The following is a 20,857-nucleotide window of genomic DNA, read 5'->3' on the forward strand; positions in this document are numbered from 1 at the left end:
AACTCACTTAAATCTATATCTATTTTTTCAACGTGTTTTAAATTTCTTACGAATATTTTTAAGAGCGTCTTGTCTTGATTTTTCTCTGACGGCGGCCCTTAGGTTTTTCTTTACTGGTAAATAAGATTCGGTACTTGCCAGAGTTTTATGACCTAGAAAGTCCTTCACTTGATTTAAAGAAGAACCATCTGCGATAAGATGTAAAGCTCTACTGTGTCTAAGAGTAAAAACTGTTACTGGACTTGAAATACCTGAATTTTTACCGATTTCAGAAATAATTCTTTCTACATTTCTGGAAGTAGTATGAGATCCTAAACTTTTTCCTGGAAACAGATATGTGTTGGAAGAAGAGTTGACAATTTCTCTTTCATACTTTTTGACCAAGGCTCCTAACTCGACTGGAATTTCCACGGTTCTAGATTGAGAAAGAATTGGAGATTTAATTTGAATCGATTTTCTTTTTGTGTCTATGTATGCCCACCGAAGGGAGATTAATTCCCCTACACGAAGGCCTCCGAAATAAACCAGACCACACATCAATTCGTGTTTTGCATTAGAAGAGGCAGTCTTTAATATATTCTGCATTTCCTTATAAGTGATCGCATTCGGGTTGTTGTATTCTCGAACGGGTCTTTGAAAATCCTGAAATAAATTCATCTTCATGACGTCTTCGAAAAACATTTTCAAGGAACTTACGTTGATCTGAATCGTAGAAGAGGATACTTTCCTTTTCTTTAAATGATCCATATAACGGTTCAGGTCTTTTACTGTGATTTTTTCCGCGGGTTTATCCGCAAAGTGAAGAAAATCCAAGTTATATTTCATATAAGTATAAGCCGTAGCTTTTTTATAATTTCGCTGACGGATTATCTTGATCAGTCTTTCGATAGAATGTTTGTTCTTTTTTGGCACTTCCAATTCTGACATCTTAATTCCCTGTTCATTATTGTATTAAGGCCGTTAGTTGCCTTTGTACGATTTTGATATTCTTTTTCTAAAAGCTTTGAAAAAAGGGAACCAAATATATCCAAAGTGTGTCAATTCAATATTCAATTTTCTGTAGAATTCTAGAACAAATCTCTTCCACCTTCAGATCGTCTATTTCTAAATAATAATCCGAAATACTTTGATAGTAAGGTAATCGACTTTCTAATATAGTACGATAAGACTGAATTGTACTCAATGGAGGACGGGTAGGATCGTTTTGAATCTTTTCCACTAAAATTTCCGTGGGTCTGGAAAGACCAAAAACCACTGCAATGGATTTTAAAAGGGTAGTCTTACGGTCACTTAGGATTTCTTTTCCTTTGGTATCCAAATCAAACAAAATTCCACCTCCACAATCTAAGATGATTCCTTGAGAGGTTTTGAGTTTGGTAAGAATTTCAAATTCTAAATTCCTAAATGGTCTCCAATCTCCTTCATTCTTTTGAATGAATTCAGGAATTGACATTCCACCAATCTCATAGACTGCGATCATATCAGTGGATACTACGGGCATTCCTGTAATTTTAGAAAGTTTACGAGAAATTTTAGATTTTCCGACTCCTCTGGGGCCGATCAGAGCGAAGTTTTTTTTCAAGCCTGAATTAACTCACGGATATGTTTTTGTATTTCCGGAAGTGCCGTATAATACACTTGCAAGTCAGAATCCGAAATCTCTAAAATCTGCAAAGCTTTATTAGAAATTGGAATACTTAAACCTGCGATGTCGATTCCCACGCCAGCCGCTACTGCAATGGAATGAGAAACATGAATCACCGAGACTAATTCTGGAAATTCTTTTTCATTTTCAGGTTGGCTATAATTTCGTGTAACGTGGATCAATTCTTTTGGAAAATTCCATTTTTCTAATAGTTTCTGTCCTACTTCTTCGTGAGAATATCCGAAATGTTTTTTTTCCAATTCTCCAAAGGATACGGAATGAGTTTTTAACTCTTCTCTGAGAGATAGAATTACTGCAGGAAAGAAATCTGCAAGGATCACCTTTCCTATATTGTGTAAAAGCCCTCCGGTAAACGCCAGATCCGAGCCTACTTTTAGTTTTTTTTGCTCACAGATTCTTTTGGAAAGTTCGGCTACCGTAAGCGAATGGATCCAGTTATCTTCCGCATCCACTTGATAACCTTTGAGATCTTTTTTAAGAATTCCTCTGGTTGCGGTTAATAATATTATATCTTTTACCGTTTTGATTCCTAAGGTCATTAAAGATTCTTGTACGGTTTTGATTGGTTTTGCGGCTCGATAATAAGCAGAATTGGAAAGTTTAATTACATCTGCGGTCAAACCAGGATCGTTTGAAATTTCTTTGGCTAGGTCTGGAATTGCAACGTCTTGTTTTTGAACCATCTGCATTACTTTCGTAACTACAGACGAAATTCTAGGAAGTTGAGCGTCGTTTAAAAAGAGTTGGTCTATTTTTTCTTTCATCTTTTTTACCTGACCTTATAAAGATACTTTTCAAACCCGCCTTTTTTTAGAAGAACCCTTCCGTCGTCTAAATATAGGCTGATCGTTCTACCGTCGTTTCCTCCGACGTCTTCTAAGATCAAAGGAATTTTACTTTGTTCTAAAATAGCTCTAGCGGTAAGAATATTTTGTTCTCCTATGTTTTGTAAGAAACTGGATTGAACTCCTTTAAACATGGAGGCTCCTCCGAAGAGTCTTACCGAGTATTCTCCTGGATTACATCCCATTTCGTTCATCTTTTTGATTAAAAGTGGAATTGCGGTTTCGGCGTATTTGAAAGGATTCTTTTGAGAATCTTTTCCGCTTGGATCTTTAGAAAGCATAAAGTGCGCCATTGCCCCTATTTTTTTATCAGGAGCATAAAATACTACGCCGATGCAGGAACCTAAGGTGGTTCTCAAAATTTCAGGGGACTGTGCTCCCTGCATGTCTGCGATTCCTACATTAACTACTTTAGATCCTTTTGTAAGCATTTGAATCCCGGTATTCGTTTTCGTGTTAAAAGAGCAACAAAACACTATACGAAGGTATTTAATTCTTCAATACTTTTTTATAGATAGTAAATATTAGAAAGACGAATTTGAATTCAAAAATGATAGAATTTCATTTTACTCTCGGATCCCAATTTTAAACTCTGTTTTGGGATGGCAAAAGTAATACTTAAAGATAAAACGAAACCAGAACGTAAAAAAGTTTCAAAATCGCAAGAACCGTTTGAAACCTTCAAATTAGGCAAAACGAATGTAACGATTCTTGGCACAGCGCATATCAGCCAGAAAAGTATAGATGAAGTTCAAAGAATCATTCGAAAAGAAAAACCGGATACGGTTTGTGTCGAACTTTGTAATTCTAGAATACGTTCTCTAAAAGACAGCGAACACTGGAAGAAACTGGATATATTCAAAGTTTTTAAAGAAAGAAAGATGTATCTTCTCCTTTCCAGTCTTATCCTTTCGGCATTTCAAAAGAAACTGGGGAAGGGTTCCATTCGCCCAGGAGATGAAATGAGAATGGCGATTTATGAGGGCGAAAAGATAGGCGCTAAAATTGTTCCGATTGATCGGGAAGTTTCTACAACTTTAAAAAGAGCCTGGTGGAATATAGGAATTTTCAATCGATTGTTTCTTTTATCCGCGCTTTTGACTTCTCTTTTTGTAAAAGAAGACATATCGGAAGAAAAAATTGAAGAGATGAAATCCGAAGACGTTCTCAAGGATCTTTTTTCTCAACTTCCAAAACGTTATGAGTCTATTAAAAACGTAATCATAGACGAAAGGGATTCTTATCTTGCTCAAAAAATCAGAAATTCTGCAAAAGAAGGAAAAAAAGTTTTTGCAGTCGTGGGAGCAGGTCACTTGCAAGGAATTCTAAATCATGTCCAAGAAGAAAGGGACATTTCCAAATTAGATGAACTTCCAAAAAAAACGGTCTTAGACCGTTGGAAAGGTCTATTGATTCCGGGAATTTTTTTGGGTTTGATTTTGACCGTTTTTTATTTTGGAGGAAGACAACAGGGACAGGAATTTGTTCTGCGTTGGATTTTGGTCAAAGGTTGTCTTGCCGCATTAGGCGCAATTATTTCATTGGCACATCCTTTATCTGTAATCCTTGCCTTTCTTGCGGCTCCAATAGGTAATTTTAATCCAATTATCAAACCGGGTTGGATCGCTGCGTTATGCGAATCTTGGTTACGTAAACCTTTGGTAGAAGATTTTGAAAGGATTGCACAGGATTCAGAACACTGGAAAGGTTATTGGAAAAATAACGTAATCCGGATTTTTCTAGTATTTATGCTTCCTCAGATAGGAAGTAGTATTGGTACTTTTATAGTAACTGCGGATCTATTTAGGGTTCTTAGGGGACTGATATGATTTATAAATTCCCGAATTCTACGGTTATTTTCTTCCCAGATAGAAACTAGGTTATAAAATTACGAGTGAAGAAAGTTTAATTACGCTAATCATTAGAAACATATTAGAATTGTTGAAAAATTAATTCTCTATTTATTTCTATTTCTTGGGAACCGTCGATTGAAAAGGTTTTGTCAATCTGAACTATGGAATTTTCAACAATTCTATTTTTCAGACAAAACAAATCCTTAGTATCTGGTAAAATTGTTTTTGTGCATTCCGTTTTCTACGTAGTTGAAATGTAATTCGACGGAGTACTGAGTCACCTTGGTAAGATATTTTAAATGAAATATTCTATTTTTATTATATTCTTTTTATTATCGTTCTTAATTGAGTGTGCAAGTGGGCATCGTTTTGAAAAAAAACAAACTCTAAAATCTTTAGACGTGGTATTACAAGAAGTTTCAGATTTATTGAAAAAACAAATCGAAGTTAATGGTAAAACTTTTTCCCCTGAAAAGAAAAATACATTTAAGTTAGCCGTTCTCCCTTTGTTTAATGAGAGTGGTGCAATTACAATTTTAGGAACGACGATTTCCTCACGACTTCTATCTAAAATGTACGATCCCGGAAAAATTGTACTAGTAGAAAAATCTCAATTAGGGCGGTTGATTGACGAACAAAGTTTTCAAAAATCGGGATTGATACTTTCTAATCAAAATTTAGAAATCGGAAGATTATCCGGGGCGGATTTGATACTTTTGGGGACGGTACAATTTGATGATCAATCGTTTTTACTTCAATTGAGGGTTGTATCCTTACAGTCGGGAGAAATTCTTGCAGTTGCAGAATCCGTTTTTGATTCAGACGATTCTCTATACAATCAATATCGCTCTGTAAAGCCATAACAACATTCAATCTTATTTAAGTAAAAAACTTAAATACAATTCAATCGTATATTTTGAAATACTAATTTAACGTGAAAAAATGGATGTAGGAACTCTTACAAAACCTTGAATTGCCGTAAAAAATAAAATTTGGGAACTACACATGTCTATGTTTTACGATTAGATTTTGAAAATGTGGGAACTCTCACAAATCGTGGATTTATCAGTTAAACTTTGAAAATTGTAGGAACTACTATAAAATACAAACTCCAATCAGATTTTGTACAAAATCGCTGTTTTACGGCCATCATTAAAATTTAAATCCCAGTTTAATGTGGGTTCGACTGAGAAAAAATTTTTAAAAAGTAGTAGTTCCTACATCATTTTACAGACAAACCTAAGTTTTGTAATAGTTCTCACACTTGAAATACGACAGGTTCAATTGTTATAACTTCTATTTTATAAATTGTGGTAGTTTCCACATTTAAGGAATCGATCTATAAAGTTCAGATTTGTAATAGTTCCTACATTCTGTTTTTTATATAAAGATTGACTTTCATAAAGATGGCTTTTCATGCCAAACTCACGTTAAGTCGTCTTGACTTACTTTACTGGGACGTATGAAATAATACTATTCTGGGCCTGTTTCAAACTTGAAATGTGGGAACTCTTACAAAAAAGCCAATAATTTCAAGTGAGATAGTTTTTTGAGAATTTCTGCGTCTTTGTAAAATCGCTCAGGTACTATTTTCATATGTTCTAATAGTAAAAAAATGAAAAGAGATACAAAAGAAGCAAGATTCATTTTCTGCATTGTGAGCACGATCGGATTTTTGAAAGTACTGGAAACTACAAAGCTCTGTATTAAAAAAAGATTTAAAAATCGGAAAAAACGTAATCTGTGGGGAACTATTACAAATTTAGAATTTACTAAAATATTCTGAAAAACATCTTAACGATTAATAGTCTCTATATCCAATGGAATGCCGTAAATTTTTACTAAAGCGCAAAACACTATTTCTGTTTTAGTGGGAAATCCTAGTATTCTTTAAATAAAGTGAATTCGACGTAAGAAAATTGGGGCGAATAAAAAACTTAGGTGCTGCTCTCTGTGGATCGCAGCATAATAATCGCTTTCGCATTTGTTATGCCGAACTCACGTTAAATAGCATTGAATAACGATTAGAAAATTATTTTCATTATCAAAATAGGGTTTTAATTATCGGAATTAATTAGTTTTCTAAATTCTCTTGGAGATTTACCGGTAAATTTTACGCAAGCTCTGTGAAATGAAGAAGCCGAATTAAAACCACATTCTAACGCAATTTGAAGTAAATTCATGTGAGACTTATTGCGAAGATTTCGTTTAACGTCTTCAATTCGATTCATATTTAAAAAGTCGGCAAATTTCATCGACATATGTTTATTGAGATAGTATGAGGCTTGATGGGTAGAAAGACCTAAATAAGAAGCAAAATCAGGCAATCTGAGTTCTTCATCCGCATAACCTCTTACTTGTAAAAAAGAATTAATTCTCTCTTCGATTTTTTCTAACTCTACGCCTTCCAAAATATTTCTAGTGGATTCAGATTGAATTTCTTCTTCTGACTCAAGTAAATCATCATCTGAAAAATCAGTAAGTTCTTGATCCATCAACACTTTATTGGATTCTCCATAAGCTTTGCTGAAAAGTATGGGGAAAAAACGTTCAATTAAAGTAGTATAAGCAATCATAAACCCTGGAATAAGTTCAGAAAACATAAGCATCTTTGTAGATTGAATTACAGTTCCGGTTAAATCCAAAATCAAAGAAGAAGTAATTGCGAGTGTTATAAAGGGGAAGTTGAAAAAAACGTTCGACTTTTGAGAAGAACGTATTTTGTAAATGGACCAGCCAGATGTGTAAAGTGTAATTAAAATAGCAACTGAATCACAAAAACAGATATAAATTGTACCAGGTAAAAAAAATGCAGCGGTCAATGCAAGTGGAATGATTGCAGTCAATCGTTTACAGTAATACCAAGGATTTTGAAGACGATCTAGAATAAACATCATACAAACTAAGACCGCCGCAGAAGCATATAAAACTAAACCAAAGTAAATTCCTAAAAACAAGGAATCTTTCAGTAGCCTTGGATCTGTTTGTTGTGGAAAAATGACTCTATTGTTTGCCATCAAAAAGATACTAACACTTAAAAGAATCGTTCCGTAAGCTTTACTAAATTCATCTTTTCTCCCAGTGTAGAGCTTTGTGATCGCCATCACGATTCCAGTTCCAACTCCCGCTGCATGGGCATAGAATAGATTCATTTCTGAAAATAGAGAGGATATAACGTCGTATAAGTTATTGGCACTGAACATTAGAATGAATTCCCTCGAGAAAGTTTTTGAAAACCCCAAATCGGGGTTTTATGGAATTTTTGCGGCATTGGCGTTTCATTAAGGCGATTTATTTCCACTGATTTCATTATAGCGCTCGATTTTGAATCTGGTCATCGGTAAATATAATTTAGAAATAGGAAAATTATAAATATCAGATATGCTATTTTAGGATGTCCTATTAATTTGGAATTTTTTGAGAAAAGCGGAGGACAAAATGGCCTTAGAAAACTCCGCCTTAGATTGAATTTAATCATAGACAAAATTTAATTTCTAAATTGAATATCCGCAGAGGAAGACTGGAAGTGGATTACCTTTGTTTGGGTTTCTCTAAATTGTTTTGGAGACATTCCGGTCTCTTTTAGAAAGGCTTTATAAAAAGAAGAATTTGAATTAAAGCCAACTGCAATTCCAACAGAAACTACAGATCGAGAAGGATCGTTGATAAGCATTGATTTAGCTTCTTCTACCCTAAATCGATTGATATAATTGTTGAAATTCATACCTAGATGGTTATTCAAAAAGAAAGAAAGTTGATGTACAGAAATTCCAAGTTCTTCCGAAACATCCGGAAGGCGAATATCTTCGTCTAAATAAATTCTTTCTTCTTTGATGATATGAATCAGTTTTTTTTCGAGAGCGCTTATATCTACATCGTGTAAAAGTGAACGTTTGACAAAGCTTTTTCCAGATTCTGAAGAGATTATATCTAACAAATTAGGGCGGATTAAGGTTAGAAAATAATAGAAAATGACAGTAAATGTGGTGTGTACACTGGAAAGTAAAATGAGAGATTTGTTTTCAAAAACGATTCCGAGAATTTCCAGAGGAATACAAAGGGAAATTAAAATAACCAAACTAAGAATTGTTTTAAAACTCATCGCAGAAGATTCGTACTTTTTGTCGATGAAAATGTTTGCAACTGCGATTACGAAATATACGAATACATATAAATCTGCTGCAAATAGGAAAAATTCGAGTTCTTTGCTTCCTTGTTGTTCGTAAAAAGTAGCAATTGGAAGGCTAAGGATCAACGGGCCAATCAGATTCCAATAATAAATTAAAGGAAGTTTCGAATATCTTTTAAAACTCATAGTGGAAATTAAGAAGATAAGGGTTCCACTCGCTGCTAAAGCGACAATATCGATTAAAAAGAGGAGTTTACGAAGCCAGGTTTGGGGAATCGTATTTAAGACGGATTCATCTATAAATTGAAAGATTGCGGTGAAGATTAAAACTGACGATACTAGATAATCGATTTGTTTTCTTGCCCGAATCCAATTTCCAATTCCTAAAACTAAAGCGAAGCCCGCGCCGAATCTTATTAAGCTCAATAAGATCTCTTGATTTAATATCGAATCTAAAATATTCATCATAATCCATTGTTCGCTTTTTGTTTTCTTACATTTATTTCTTCGAGAAAATCAAAATGCATCTCTAAATTAAAAGTTTAAAAGTAAACTCACTTAAGATTCATTTTTAAATTGAAGTCGATTTCAATTTAAAGGAATCATTTTATATACGAATGTGAAAATGACATTTAAATTGTAAAAGAAATTTTTAATATTCGTGGATACTTTTATTTTGATTATTAACTTTATAGATCAAGATCATTCCGGTAGATGAAAAGTTTCTTTTTTATGTAAAAAAATTGAACACTTATCATTGAATTAACTTTAAATTTTTCTATTTATAATATAAAGGTATTCAATTTTAAATAAAAACATTTCATTTTTTAATTAGTCTTCAAAATCTATCAACTTCGGTTTAAGCATTTTGAAAATTGCTTTAGAGCTTTCGAAAGTGATAAGCCAAATTGGGTAAAGCTTCAATTGTATCTAACGTTCTATTGATTCATAAAACTAAAAAGAATCATTTCTGTTTATTTAAGGCGATTCGTAGTCAAATAAATAAAATCATGTCGAATTCAAGGATACTTATTTTGAATTTTATTTATTTGCAAGTCAATTTATCGTACTTCCTAGATTTGAAAGTAATAAATTTTGAGTGAATTCTCATTCCAACAAAAAATATCCGAAGCTACTTTAAAATAGAAATGATCTCTTCGCTTTATATGTTTTGCAGATTAAAAATCTTTTGTCGGCCGATTGGCTTAACAGTTTGAGAAATAAAAGTTTAATTTTATCGTTTTATTACGATTTGTTTTTAGATCTTTTACAGATTTCTAGCTGTTTAAGCTAGTTGTGATTTTGATAAAAATTGGCCCTTGGTATAAAATTAACGATACTGTTATATAACATCGATAATAGAATCATTAAAGAAATCTATAATTTCAAAACTGAAAATTCTCTCAATTAATTTTATGAAATGTGAAGTTTCTATAGGTAGTAGAATAAACGAAGTCATCCAGTTTAAACAAGTCGCTTAAAGCGTAGGCGTGTTTTTGTTTTTGAATCGAAATAAAATTTAGTCTTTTAAGAATATATTTTTAAAGAAATCAATTCAAAAGATTTGTCATTTTGCAATCTTTGTCTTCAACTATAAACCTAAGGATTTTGATAGAATCTTATTGTGGATTATTGAGATTGGATACTTTCTTTTGAACTTTAGATTATAAGATGAAAAGAAAGGAGTAAATTTTACTATATAATGAGTCTATGATTTCTGAGTACAACGATCTTTACGTTGAAAATAAAGCTCTTTCATCGGATATATATAGTTATTCACTGTATAGTCTTGAGGGAAAGCAACTTTATTCAGAACCGAATTATAATTCTTTATTGAATTTGGATCCAAAACTTAAAAAAGCGGTCGAAAGATTTATCGATTATGGCAATTCTAATGTTTCTACGTTTCGAAGATTCAAAAATGATAGGAGTATTCAACTTATGGTTCGGTCCGAAAATGATCGAATTTACAAAGTTAGTTTTGAAATCAATACAAAAGGAAGTTATGTACTCGCTCATATAGAATCTACTACACGCAATTTATCCAGCACAGAGAAAAATAGAATTCAACGATTTCGATCTTTAAAACATGATTTAGTCCGCACTTTAAAATTAGAAAAAACGTACTTTTATCTCATTAATATTGAAATTTATAATCATCCATTTCTTCATAAATATGAAACTCAAATATATGAGGCAGTTTTTTTAGATTTACATACTGAATTCTTGACCATTACTAATAGTCAAAACGTAGGTCTTAGAATTTCTACGAATCAGATTTTCTTTGCATATCAAATCAATAAACCAGATGTAGACATCAACTGGATTCCTTCTAGTTTGATCTCTTACATGAAAAATACAATTCAAATAGACAATCATGAATTTCATTTAAAACTTTCCATAGGAGGATTTCATACTTCCGAAGCGAATACGAGCCCTCTCAATATACTCAAAGGTTTAAAGGCAAATCTTAGAAAGGTGATCGATTCTCCTTTTAGTAGGTATGCAACTCAAAATCAAAATGATTCTTCCAATTTGATCGCAACATATTTATCTCTTAGAAACTCAGTACATAAAAAAGAACTTTTATTGTATTATCAACCAATCGTAAATTCAGAAAACAAAAGCCTACATTCTCTAGAAGCTCTTTCTCGTTGGAATCATTCTGCTAAAGGGATGATCAGTCCGGACATTTTTATTCCTTTGGCAGAGGAGTCGGGTCTAATCAGTTCTATTGGTACTTGGGTAATTCAAAATGCTCTTTTGGATTTGTCTCAGATCCGAAAAAATAATTCCTTCTCTTCTGACCCTATAGTCTCGATTAATATATCACCGTTTCAATTGAAAAATCCTGAATTTGCAGACAATTTAATTTCTTACTTTTCACAGTTAAATTTACATCCTAGCTCAGTTGTTCTTGAAATAACAGAGAGTCGTTATGAAGAGACTGTTCTCATCATTGAGCAAATGGCGATTTTAAAACGTTTTGGTTTTCAGATTGCGATTGATGACTTTGGGATTGGGAATTCTAACTTTTCTAGAATTGAAAAAATTGAATGTGATTATGTAAAACTGGATAAAAGTTTAATTATCGGAGTAGATACAAATCAAAGTAAGAGAAGCGTTTTAAAGGCGATTTCTCAGGTTCTTTTTTCCCTTGGAAAGAAAATGGTTTTTGAAGGAATCGAAAATGCAGAATTGGAGAGTATTGCGATCGATTACGGGGCAAATTTTTTACAAGGATTTTATTATGGTAAGCCTACACAAATTACAGACTTGTCCTCTTTTCAATTTCAAGATCATTTTTTAAAATAAGTTTCTAATTTAGAAATTAGTAAACTGACTTAAATCTTTAAACTGCTATATAGGTATATAACAGAGTACCTAATATCTTACTTGTGATAGGTTTTTTTATAATAAAAACTTAAATTCCTAATTTTATAAGGATCAATCATAAAATTTTTCGTTATTTGATTATCTTTTTTTGAATATCTATAAATTCTAAAATTGGAACACTTCTTTCGTTGATGATAAAAAGATAATTAATTTTTTACACCAGTATAAATATTTTATGAAATTATCAAAATAAAGTATTCGAATTCTAATTATGAGTCCGAATTGATAAGTTAGAAAAACATAAAATCCTAAATGAAGCGTGGATTTTGTAAACATAAAAAGGCGAATCGTAAAAAAGTGGTCCTTTTATAGAATGCTGTGAATGAGTTCGTTGAATTTTATAAACTATAATTATGTCAAATGTTTTAGAAGATGTATTAAAGTTTGGAAAGTGTTTCAATATGGTAAATTTGAAAATTTGTAGCAAAGAATTCTTAATAAATACTTTGTTTTTTGAAATCATTTTAGCTGTTTCGCCTTAGATATTAATTTTTTTGTGAATTGGGTTTAGTCTTAAATGTGTTAGTCGAGAACAAGCCTAAATTATTTCGAGAAGAGCGTTAAAATAATAAAGTTCGGTGCTAGATACGCTCGGTTCAAATTTGATTATTCAAAAAATTAAATATTCTATATATTTAATTTCCTAATGCTCGAATTAAGTTTGAAGCAAAGTAGGGGACCGACTTTGTATTAAATCCGTTGTCAGTGATTTGTTAGATATTCTTATGCGTAAGAGTATAAAATTTAAAACATGAGGAACACTAATGCAAGTTAGTAATGAGTTCGTTACATTCAATGTGCATGGAGCGTCTGTCAAAGTAATGTTGATTAAGTTGTCAGGAGTTGTAGATAATCGTTCTATTTTGAATGTTCGAGATATTATTTTATCTATTTTAGAAGAGTTTATTGGATTATATATTTTGAACTTGAATGGAATCGAAAATGAAGAGTTTATCAATCTTACCAATTTTAGAAAGATGCTTTCTGATTCAATACGTATAAATCATAAATGTATTATATACTCTGAATCTAAAAAGTTGGAATTATGGATTGAAAATTATTCTGTTTTTAATGGAGTATATCTTGTTAAAAATGATACTGAATTAACTCAAGTTTTAAACGAAAAAATTATACACGATGATTTTGTTGAAAGTTCAAATGATGAATCTGATATTCGATTGCATTTGGATTATTTAATCAAAGACGGATATTGATTACTTACGATTCAATTAAAAAGAAGATTTATTTTTAAAACTGATTTTAAAAATAAAAACCTCTACTCTATAAAAATCTAAAGACCAACAATTTCCAAAAGCCAAATTCTTTATATTTTAAGTTGTATTCGAAAACGATATAACAAAGACATAATATTTTTTCTGGAAAAGATTTTGTAAAAATGAGTTTTTATTGAATGACAATCTTTAAAGGGCGGTTTTATGAAAAAAATGGATATTTGAAAATGCCATTTTGAATTTTATAAAACTTCTTTAAAACATTCAGTCTATAGGATCAATTAAAATTAGATTTGTTGAAAAATTAATTCTCCATCGATTTCCATTTTATGGAAATAGTCAGTTGAAACAGTTTTATTAATTTTCTACTATGGAATTTTTTAATAAATTTATTGTTTAACATGAGTTCGAAGTAAGGATTAAAAAAATTGGAATCTGAACTTTACAGATCGATTCTTTAAATGTGGGAACTACCATAATTTATAAAATAGAAGTTTATAACACTTGAATCTGTTGTATTTCAAAGTAGGGAACTACCATAAAATTTAGGTTTGTCTATAAATGATGTGGGAACTCCTGCAAATCACGATTTTACAAACAAATTTTAAAATTGTAGGAACTACTCATACTTTTAGAAAATTTTTTCTTACGCCGAATTCACGTTATTTAATTTTTACTTCAAAAATAAACGATTTGAAAGTTCAAGTTTGCTTAATATCTCTACAAGCAAAAAATATGAGTTAAAGCTTATTTTATAGATAGAGACGTCTTAAGGGATTATTTCAAAGACACTTTAGAGTTTGTAAGATTTTTTGAAAATAAATGAAAAATTTTTGATATTGTATTCAATTTAGATATTTCTTCTGAACCCGAAATAAAAATCAACTTCGAGTTCAGAAAAAAAGATAGGCGATGATCAAAATGTCATCGCCTTATCTAAGGCTTCGTCTAAATCGATCGACATCGTAATCAGTTTATCCAGTCGAGTTAATTCAAAAATTTTATTAATCGGGCTAGGAATTGCGTATACAATTAAAGCGCCTTTTAGTTGTTTCATTAGTTTGGCTTGTGTGCTGATAAGAACTGCAAGTCCTGATGAGTCTATATGTGTTGTAGCCGATAAGTCCAATAAAAGTACTCTCGCCCCTTCATCAATTTTTGAATTGAATAAATCTTTGAGTTTCTTTGAAGAAAAAATATTTACTTCCCCACTCGTTTTTACAATTGTCATATGGGGTTTTAGTAAATGATTCACGTGAGAATTGGATATAATCTCGACGGATAACTCATCTTTTGAATTGTTTGTTGTTTCCATTTTTGTTTTCCTAAAAGTTAATGTTAATTTTCATTTCGATTTTCTGATCCTTTTCTACCGAATGTAAATTTGGATTTGCCGGCATTTCTTGAAAGAAAAAAGAGAATGTAGCCGGAAAAGTGACTAGTGCGGTATTGAATATATAAGTGCAGATTAAAGATATTAGAAAAAGTTGATTTAAGTTTTTGTGTTTATTAAATTCTCCATTTGGTTGTTCTATCCAAAGAATAGAGCCGTCTCCCTGAGGAACAAATAAAGGATTTTTTCCTTCTGAATTTTTTGCTTCTATAAATTCATAAATGCTTCCTATGGCAAAAAATGCAGCAGCTCCCATCAAGGTATATCCACTTTTTGTATATCCTTGATTTTTAATATAGTAACCAGGAATTAAATAATCCAAAATTGTAATTGGTTGAATTTCTTTTTCTTTCGGAGGAGGTTCTGCTTTTTTTTCGTTGGCTCTATAAAACACTGAAGCAATTTCTTCTTTTGGAATTAGAACCGGATTTGGATCTGATTCGTTTTGAACCGAAATGCCACCTTCATTTACACTTTGAATAAGGGATAAAACTTCCTTTTTATCTTTAGAAATGATCCGTATTTGAAAACCTGTTTTAGAAAGTTGTTCTAAAATTTTGGTAGAAGGTGTTTCTATACTGATCGATTCCAAATCTTTAAAAGAGGCTCTGAGATACCGGTTATTTTCGTCCACATAATAGACAGTATTCGTATTGAGTTTAATAAGTTTTTGGCTGCATTTAGGTTCAGGTTGTTCTTTAAAATGAATACAAAGAAGATTTCCTTCCTCTTCGAAAAATATTTCGGCTATGTCTTTTTTAAAAATTTTTATATCTTCACCTTCGGTTGTAATGATAATATAATCCGATGTTCCTTCGGTTTCTTTTAAATCTCCTGAAAGCTGTTCTCCCGATTTTAAAATTACCCTATGAGCATATAGATGACTTGTTAGAAAAGTAAAAAGTAAAATATAAATTAGAGTTTTTCTCATTTAGACAACTCGATTTGAATCGGAGAACTTAGACTGATTTTCTTTTTAGAATTCTTTTCGATTAAGGTAATGGATTGGTCGTCTTCAAAAATAGCTTTTAAGAACGGAGTCTTTTCTTTGTTTTGAACAAATAGAAGTTTATGAGAACTTTTGATAGAATTTTTCATAAGACCTATCGAATCGATTGTATAAGTTGCGATTGTAATTGGGAAATGAGCCGAGAAAAGTTTGGTTTCGTCTCCGTTTATGATAATCTTATCTCCGTAAACTGGAACAGAATCAGTGACTTGAATAGCGATGTAATTTTTGCTTTCAGCCTTGGTTTCTTCTTCCGCTTTTTTTAAGAAAGCTTCTGATTTGGCGACCACTGCTTGTAGTTCTGAACTTAAGAGACTTTTCTTTTCTTCATCAGCGCGTCCAGTTTTATTAGGATTGAATAAACTTTCCTCGGCGCTAGAGTGTTTTAGTTTTTCGGAAGATGCTTTGATTTCTGCGGCTTCGCTTGCGTCTCCGAGCCTTTCAGCATTTTTATCCGAAATTTTTGCAATATCGTTTCCTGCGTTGTAATAGTGACCCAACATCATCAATCTACGATTTGCCTTGATTGCAATTTCTTTGTTGGTATTGGAAAATGCAAGTTTTGCATATTCTGTGATGGCAGCGTTTTGATTACCGGTCTTTTCTAAAGAATATCCTTGAATGTATTTCATCTCCGCAGAAGCCATATCGGATTTTGCAAATTCTTCTAAAACTTTAGAGTAGTTTCCTTTTGCGAAATAGGCTCTTGCCCTGGATTCAGGACTATCAAAGTTTTCTTCAATTTCTTTAGCGCTTTGTTTGGACCTTTGTATGATTGCGATTAAAATTTCTGCATCGTTTGCAAATACGGTTCCGGGATTATTTTCTAAAACAGATTCTAAATCTTTGAGAGCGTGATCGAATTCTCCCTGGACAGCGAGACAAAAACCTTGGTGTAAAAGAATAAATCCGCTTTCGTCTGTTCCTTTGGCAAATGCTTCTGTTGATTCTCCATAAGCTTGATAAGCTTCTTTGTATGCTTGGTTTCTTTCCAAAGCAAAGGCGTGTTCTAAAAGGCGGATTTTAGTTGAGCTGATTTCGAAATCGATTGGAGGTTTACCAGTGACAAAACGAACTGCATTGATCAAAACAGAACCAAAACTCTGTAGAACTCCAACACTGAATGTTTCTAATTGATTACTTTCAATTAAAGAACTTTGTAAATTATTCAGATTCATCTCCGCTCGAATATTGTCTCTATTGGACAAAATACTTTCGAACTTAGATCTTAGAATTTCACTCGAGAAAGAAAAATTGAATAGTTTTCTTTTTTCCAGAGTGACTTTTAATTCATAGAGTTTTGTATCCAGTACGATTAATCCAAAAAAAACGATCAATAGGAATCCTACAATTGCGATGAAAAAACTCTTTTTCATTTTTAAGTGATCTCTAAAATCCCGAAAGTAACATCGTCTGGAAAAACGTTTGCATAAGAATGGATTTCTTCTCGAAGTTTTTCAGTAAGTTCCGTTGTTGGTAGAGTAGCGTATTTCTGAAAAGCACTCAAAAGCCGATCGTCTCCAAATGGTTCGGTGGTCTTCTCATTGGCTGCATCCAAAACCCCGTCTGTATAAACTAGAATTTTATCTCCGGGAGAAGTTTTAATTTTTAAAACGCTATATTCATCTGGAATACCGATTCCTAAAACAAACCCGGTCGATTCTAATACGACGATTTTGTTTTGTTCTTTTCGATAATAATAGATTGGATTGTGTCCGGCGCTGCAAAAATAGGCGTATCCTCCTTCTTTTTCAAAAAGAATAAAAATTCCAGTGGCAAAAAAAGTTCCTTGTAAGGTTTCAAAAAGATTGTCGCTAAGTCGATTGAAAATGTGAGCCGGATTTACGGTTTCTTTCATGATATTTTCTACATTGTAATGAATGATAGAAGTGATGAGAGCTGCAGAAACTCCGTGTCCAGTAGCGTCTGCTAAAAAGAATGCGGTTCTTGTATCGCTAATCTCGATGATGTCATAAATATCTCCACTTACTTCACGCATCGGCTGGTAAATAATTTCTACGTTAATCAGATTGAATGTTTTTCTTTTTTCAGGAAGAAAACATTCCTGAACATTTTTACCAATTTCTAACTCTGTTTGAATCTGAGCGTTTTTGAGTTTAAGAGTATCAAATTGGGAAGAAATTTGTTCTGCCATTCCATTGAATGTATTTCCTAATACATCTAATTCGTCGTGAGCTGAAGCGTTCCAGGAAATCCTTGCATTTAAATTTCCGGTAGCCATTGTTTCGCTGACTTCTTTTAAAAGAAAAAGTCGAACGAAGATCTTTCGATAAAGGAAAATTCCAAAAAGAATGTGAAAGGCAAATCCCCAGATCAGTAACAACCCAAGTTGTATATAAAGGGATTTAAGTCGATCTACCATTTCCTTCATTTTAATTTGGGAAATGAGAAATGTTTTTGGATTGAGATAAAAGATGAGATTGACTATGAAGTGGTCTGTGTCAAGTTCAATATCGTAAGATGTGTTTAGAGCCGCTTTTGCGTTACTCATGTTTGTAAGTTTTGTTTTCAGATCGGATATAGTCGCCGTAGCTCCGTTGGAAAGTAGGGTGCGCGTTTTTTCCAAAGAATTGTCTTCTGCCGCAATGACTGAAAAGTTTGTGAGCCCTATGCTTAATAGTTTAGTTTGAAATTCGTCGGTTTGAGAGGAGTTTTCAAAGTTGATATTCCCGTAAGATTCTATTTTTTTAAGAATTTCCCGAGCGACACGATCCGATTCTAAAGTAAAATTGGAAATGAGAAGATCCGTTTGATTTTCGAAAATCATGACCGCTACAAAAGTAAGATTTACAACGGTTAAAATCGTATAAATGACGATAATCTGTAGTCGAAGTGATTTCTTCATGGTCAAGATAGATTATCGTTCTTGAATGAGTCAAAATCATTGCATACTATAAAGTGAATCGTTTTGTTTCTGGGAGCCTAATGGTACACTTGAGTCACAATCGTTTCAAAAGAAGTCAAAAAGTTTTTGACGCTTTGGATACGACATAGATCCGCAATATTCTGTAGCAGTAAAAATTAAAAAGAATTTCTTTTTTGTAAATCGAGATAGACCTAACGTATTATTTCGTATTCTTTCCCATTTCAATTTAAAATTTTGAAATCAACAACTCAAAAATGATTCTATACATTTTTAATGCATATTTCCAAAATTATAATAAGCTTTTCAGAAAATAAAATCTTTCATATAAAAATTTTTAAGTTTCTCCTTACGAAATCCGAGTACTCAAAATAAATTTTTACAAATTAGTTTTGGTCATTTCAAAGAGGAATTGATTTCAATACAATAATCGATTTTTTACTATTTACTTTCCAATTCGAAATTCGTTTTAAGAATGTAAAACATCATTCAAAATCAATAAAAAAGTAATATTGAACTCAATAAAAATAAGTATTATAAATTTATTATATAAGTTTTATTTGATTCAAATTCATTTTATAGAAGTAGTAAATTATCTCTATAAATAAAGTTATTAAAAAATGAAATTCTCCATCTGTTTCTATTGTATGAAAACGGTCGGTTGAAGCAATTTTGTTCGCCAGTATGGAATTTTTTAACAACTCTAATGTTTAAATTGTTTATGTGAGAATCGAACCTCGAATGTAAATAAAAGTGCCTAACTTTTTAGTTTCTAAAGATTAAAAGTGGTGGAGTTCCTACATTTTGTTTTACCGACCCAAAAAACTTTTTCCTTTGGAAGAATATTTGACTTTCACTCTGAAACTTGAGTTTGTATGAGTTCCCACAAATTAAGTCACATTACGAATTTTTAAATGGTCATTCTTCGTAATTGAAATTTGTATGAGATCTTACATTTTTTAAATTTATCTGTAAGATATAGATTTGTGGTAGTTCCTACAAAGTTAAAGCTCTTACTATTCGGGTATATGAAAGTAACACTAAAAATTAACGATCAATTTTGCAAAGAGGTAGGAGTAGTTTTAAAAATTGTTTCTAGTTCGGAATCGTTCTTTTTTAAAAAATCTTACATTTTTGAACAAACTAGCTTATCATAGTATTATTTTCATATGTCCAAGTAATAAAATAAATTCTTCGTTAACAAACGTATGATGATATTTTGCATATTTTTAAAATCTAACTGTAAAACTTGAATTTGTATGAGTTCCCACATTTTGTTTTACGGAAAATCATATTTGATAAAACGAATTTATTACGTCGAATTTACATTGAATTTAACAAAATGGAATTCTTGTGTATTCGATTCATTGAAAAATTAATTTTCTTCTGTTTTTTTCATTAAAGTGAATAGGAAAAATTGTTTGTAGATATGGATTTTTTTCAACAATTCTAATACACAAAATTAAGATTATTATGTAGAAATCGAGTGAGACAAATAGATAAAATCATTCTGTAAAAAGTAGATAAGTTTTTCAAAAACTAACATCATTTGAAATGATTTATATTTTCTAGGGTTATTTCTTTTTTACGTAAAATTTAAATTAAGATTTAGGAAAGTTTTCTAAAAGTTCTTTATTTTTCAATTTTTGTTCTTTAAGCATCTGATAGTTTTCACTTTTAATCGCCTTAAAGTTTTGAATGATTTTCATTTTTTCCTTCATAAATTCTTTGAGAGGTTCTGCCAATAATTCCTTACCATTCCAAGATGCTTGTTCTCCTGCTTGAAGATTTAAATCGTTTCCTGAAGAAGGATGAACTGTGACTTCTCCTTCGTTTACAAAAACTCCTTCAGGAATATCCGAATCCTCATTTTTAGGAGCTTTTGTTTTTTCTTCGCTGATTACAAATTGAGTTCCGCGAACTCCAGCAGTGTAAGAGGCTGAACTTATTTCTAGTTCTTCCTTTTTATTAGATTTTTGGACGTTTGTAAATAGTTTACCGGAAACTAAAGTAAGTTTTGCAGTGTTTTTAGAATTATCTGAAAAAAGTTCTGCAATTTCAATTTTCGTAAATGGGGCTATCCTGATTACGGCATTTGCACCTAATTGTAAATCAGCTTTTCCTTCTCCAGTTTCTACTTTTGCGTTTTTTGTTAATATAACGTTTTTCTTAAGTGTTTCTATTTTCCCTGCTTGAGAATACTGAACTTTTCCAGTTACAAAAAGTACAATTGCGATTTCCTCATCTGCAAAAAGAATTTGAGGTAAGAATAGGTAAAAAGCAACAAGGAATAAAACGTTATGAATCATATCGGAAAAATTTACACGGATTTCTTAAAAAATCTACAATTAATTTTCAAATATTAAAAACTGTTTTTGTAATCTGAGATTCATTCCTAAAAACAATTGTTTTGATTATATTTAGGGTTGCTGAAAATTAATTCTCCATCT

Annotated in this window: 15 protein-coding genes; 4 read left to right on the forward strand and 11 right to left on the reverse strand. The window is 31.7% G+C overall.

Translation table 11 applies throughout. The features are described from left to right. Positions 1 to 27: 27 nt before the first annotated feature. From BW942_RS00445 to BW942_RS00460, 4 genes are all read right to left on the reverse strand, one after another. On the reverse strand, positions 28 to 927 hold the full coding sequence (locus BW942_RS00445; protein ID WP_001292110.1) for a tyrosine-type recombinase/integrase: 900 nt from the start codon (positions 925 to 927) through the stop codon (positions 28 to 30). A gap of 115 nt (positions 928 to 1,042) precedes the next feature. Continuing rightward, positions 1,043 to 1,582 carry a shikimate kinase gene (locus BW942_RS00450; RefSeq protein WP_000739193.1) on the reverse strand — a complete coding sequence of 180 codons (540 nt, stop codon included), beginning with the start codon at positions 1,580 to 1,582 and terminating at the stop codon, positions 1,043 to 1,045. Then, entirely contained in the window at positions 1,579 to 2,430 is an 852-nt protein-coding gene (locus BW942_RS00455) for an HDOD domain-containing protein (RefSeq protein ID WP_000659900.1), read from the reverse strand. The genes BW942_RS00450 and BW942_RS00455 overlap by 4 nt, the downstream gene beginning before the upstream one ends. Positions 2,431 to 2,435: 5 nt before the next feature. Then, complete coding sequence (locus BW942_RS00460; protein ID WP_000956231.1) at positions 2,436 to 2,942, reverse strand: chemotaxis protein CheD; 507 nt, start codon at positions 2,940 to 2,942, stop codon at positions 2,436 to 2,438. A 171-nt stretch (positions 2,943 to 3,113) separates the two neighbouring features. On the opposite strand from BW942_RS00460, the gene BW942_RS00465 reads away from it, so the two are divergent. Next, positions 3,114 to 4,340 carry a TraB/GumN family protein gene (locus tag BW942_RS00465; RefSeq protein WP_001151299.1) on the forward strand — a complete coding sequence of 409 codons (1,227 nt, stop codon included), beginning with the start codon at positions 3,114 to 3,116 and terminating at the stop codon, positions 4,338 to 4,340. 323 nt (positions 4,341 to 4,663) lie between these two features. Continuing rightward, positions 4,664 to 5,227, forward strand: a complete 564-nt coding sequence (locus tag BW942_RS00470; RefSeq protein WP_000877628.1) for a FlgO family outer membrane protein — start codon at positions 4,664 to 4,666, stop codon at positions 5,225 to 5,227. A gap of 1,194 nt (positions 5,228 to 6,421) precedes the next feature. Here BW942_RS00470 and BW942_RS00475 read toward each other — a convergent pair. After that, a complete protein-coding gene (locus BW942_RS00475; RefSeq protein WP_000490464.1) occupies positions 6,422 to 7,567 on the reverse strand; it encodes a helix-turn-helix domain-containing protein in 1,146 nt (381 codons plus the stop codon). Between the two features lie 284 nt (positions 7,568 to 7,851). After that, a complete protein-coding gene (locus tag BW942_RS00480; protein WP_001971889.1) occupies positions 7,852 to 8,958 on the reverse strand; it encodes an AraC family transcriptional regulator in 1,107 nt (368 codons plus the stop codon). 1,245 nt (positions 8,959 to 10,203) lie between these two features. On the opposite strand from BW942_RS00480, the gene BW942_RS00485 reads away from it, so the two are divergent. Both BW942_RS00485 and BW942_RS00490 read left to right on the forward strand, forming a co-directional pair. Then, positions 10,204 to 11,808, forward strand: coding sequence for an EAL domain-containing protein (locus BW942_RS00485; protein ID WP_000622677.1), 1,605 nt, complete (start codon positions 10,204 to 10,206; stop codon positions 11,806 to 11,808). 902 nt (positions 11,809 to 12,710) lie between these two features. Continuing rightward, positions 12,711 to 13,103, forward strand: coding sequence for a hypothetical protein (locus tag BW942_RS00490; RefSeq protein ID WP_000905815.1), 393 nt, complete (start codon positions 12,711 to 12,713; stop codon positions 13,101 to 13,103). 934 nt (positions 13,104 to 14,037) lie between these two features. Here BW942_RS00490 and BW942_RS00495 read toward each other — a convergent pair. The 5 genes from BW942_RS00495 to BW942_RS00515 form a co-directional block, all read right to left on the reverse strand. Then, a complete protein-coding gene (locus BW942_RS00495) occupies positions 14,038 to 14,436 on the reverse strand; it encodes an STAS domain-containing protein (protein ID WP_000450441.1) in 399 nt (132 codons plus the stop codon). 10 nt (positions 14,437 to 14,446) lie between these two features. Next, positions 14,447 to 15,445 (reverse strand): LB_137 family protein, encoded by a 999-nt coding sequence (locus BW942_RS00500; protein ID WP_001232731.1) that lies wholly within the window; start codon positions 15,443 to 15,445, stop codon positions 14,447 to 14,449. Beyond that, positions 15,442 to 16,899 (reverse strand): hypothetical protein, encoded by a 1,458-nt coding sequence (locus BW942_RS00505; protein ID WP_000747976.1) that lies wholly within the window; start codon positions 16,897 to 16,899, stop codon positions 15,442 to 15,444. The genes BW942_RS00500 and BW942_RS00505 overlap by 4 nt, the downstream gene beginning before the upstream one ends. A 2-nt stretch (positions 16,900 to 16,901) precedes the next feature. Further along, positions 16,902 to 18,389: a SpoIIE family protein phosphatase gene (locus BW942_RS00510; protein WP_000749351.1), complete on the reverse strand. Its 1,488-nt coding sequence runs from the start codon at positions 18,387 to 18,389 to the stop codon at positions 16,902 to 16,904. Positions 18,390 to 20,008: 1,619 nt separating this feature from the next. Further along, positions 20,009 to 20,716: a FecR family protein gene (locus BW942_RS00515; RefSeq protein WP_000581670.1), complete on the reverse strand. Its 708-nt coding sequence runs from the start codon at positions 20,714 to 20,716 to the stop codon at positions 20,009 to 20,011. Between the last annotated feature and the right edge of the window lie 141 nt (positions 20,717 to 20,857).

The sequence above is a fragment of the Leptospira interrogans genome (genome assembly GCF_900156205.1).
GTDB classification, from domain to species: domain Bacteria; phylum Spirochaetota; class Leptospiria; order Leptospirales; family Leptospiraceae; genus Leptospira; species Leptospira interrogans.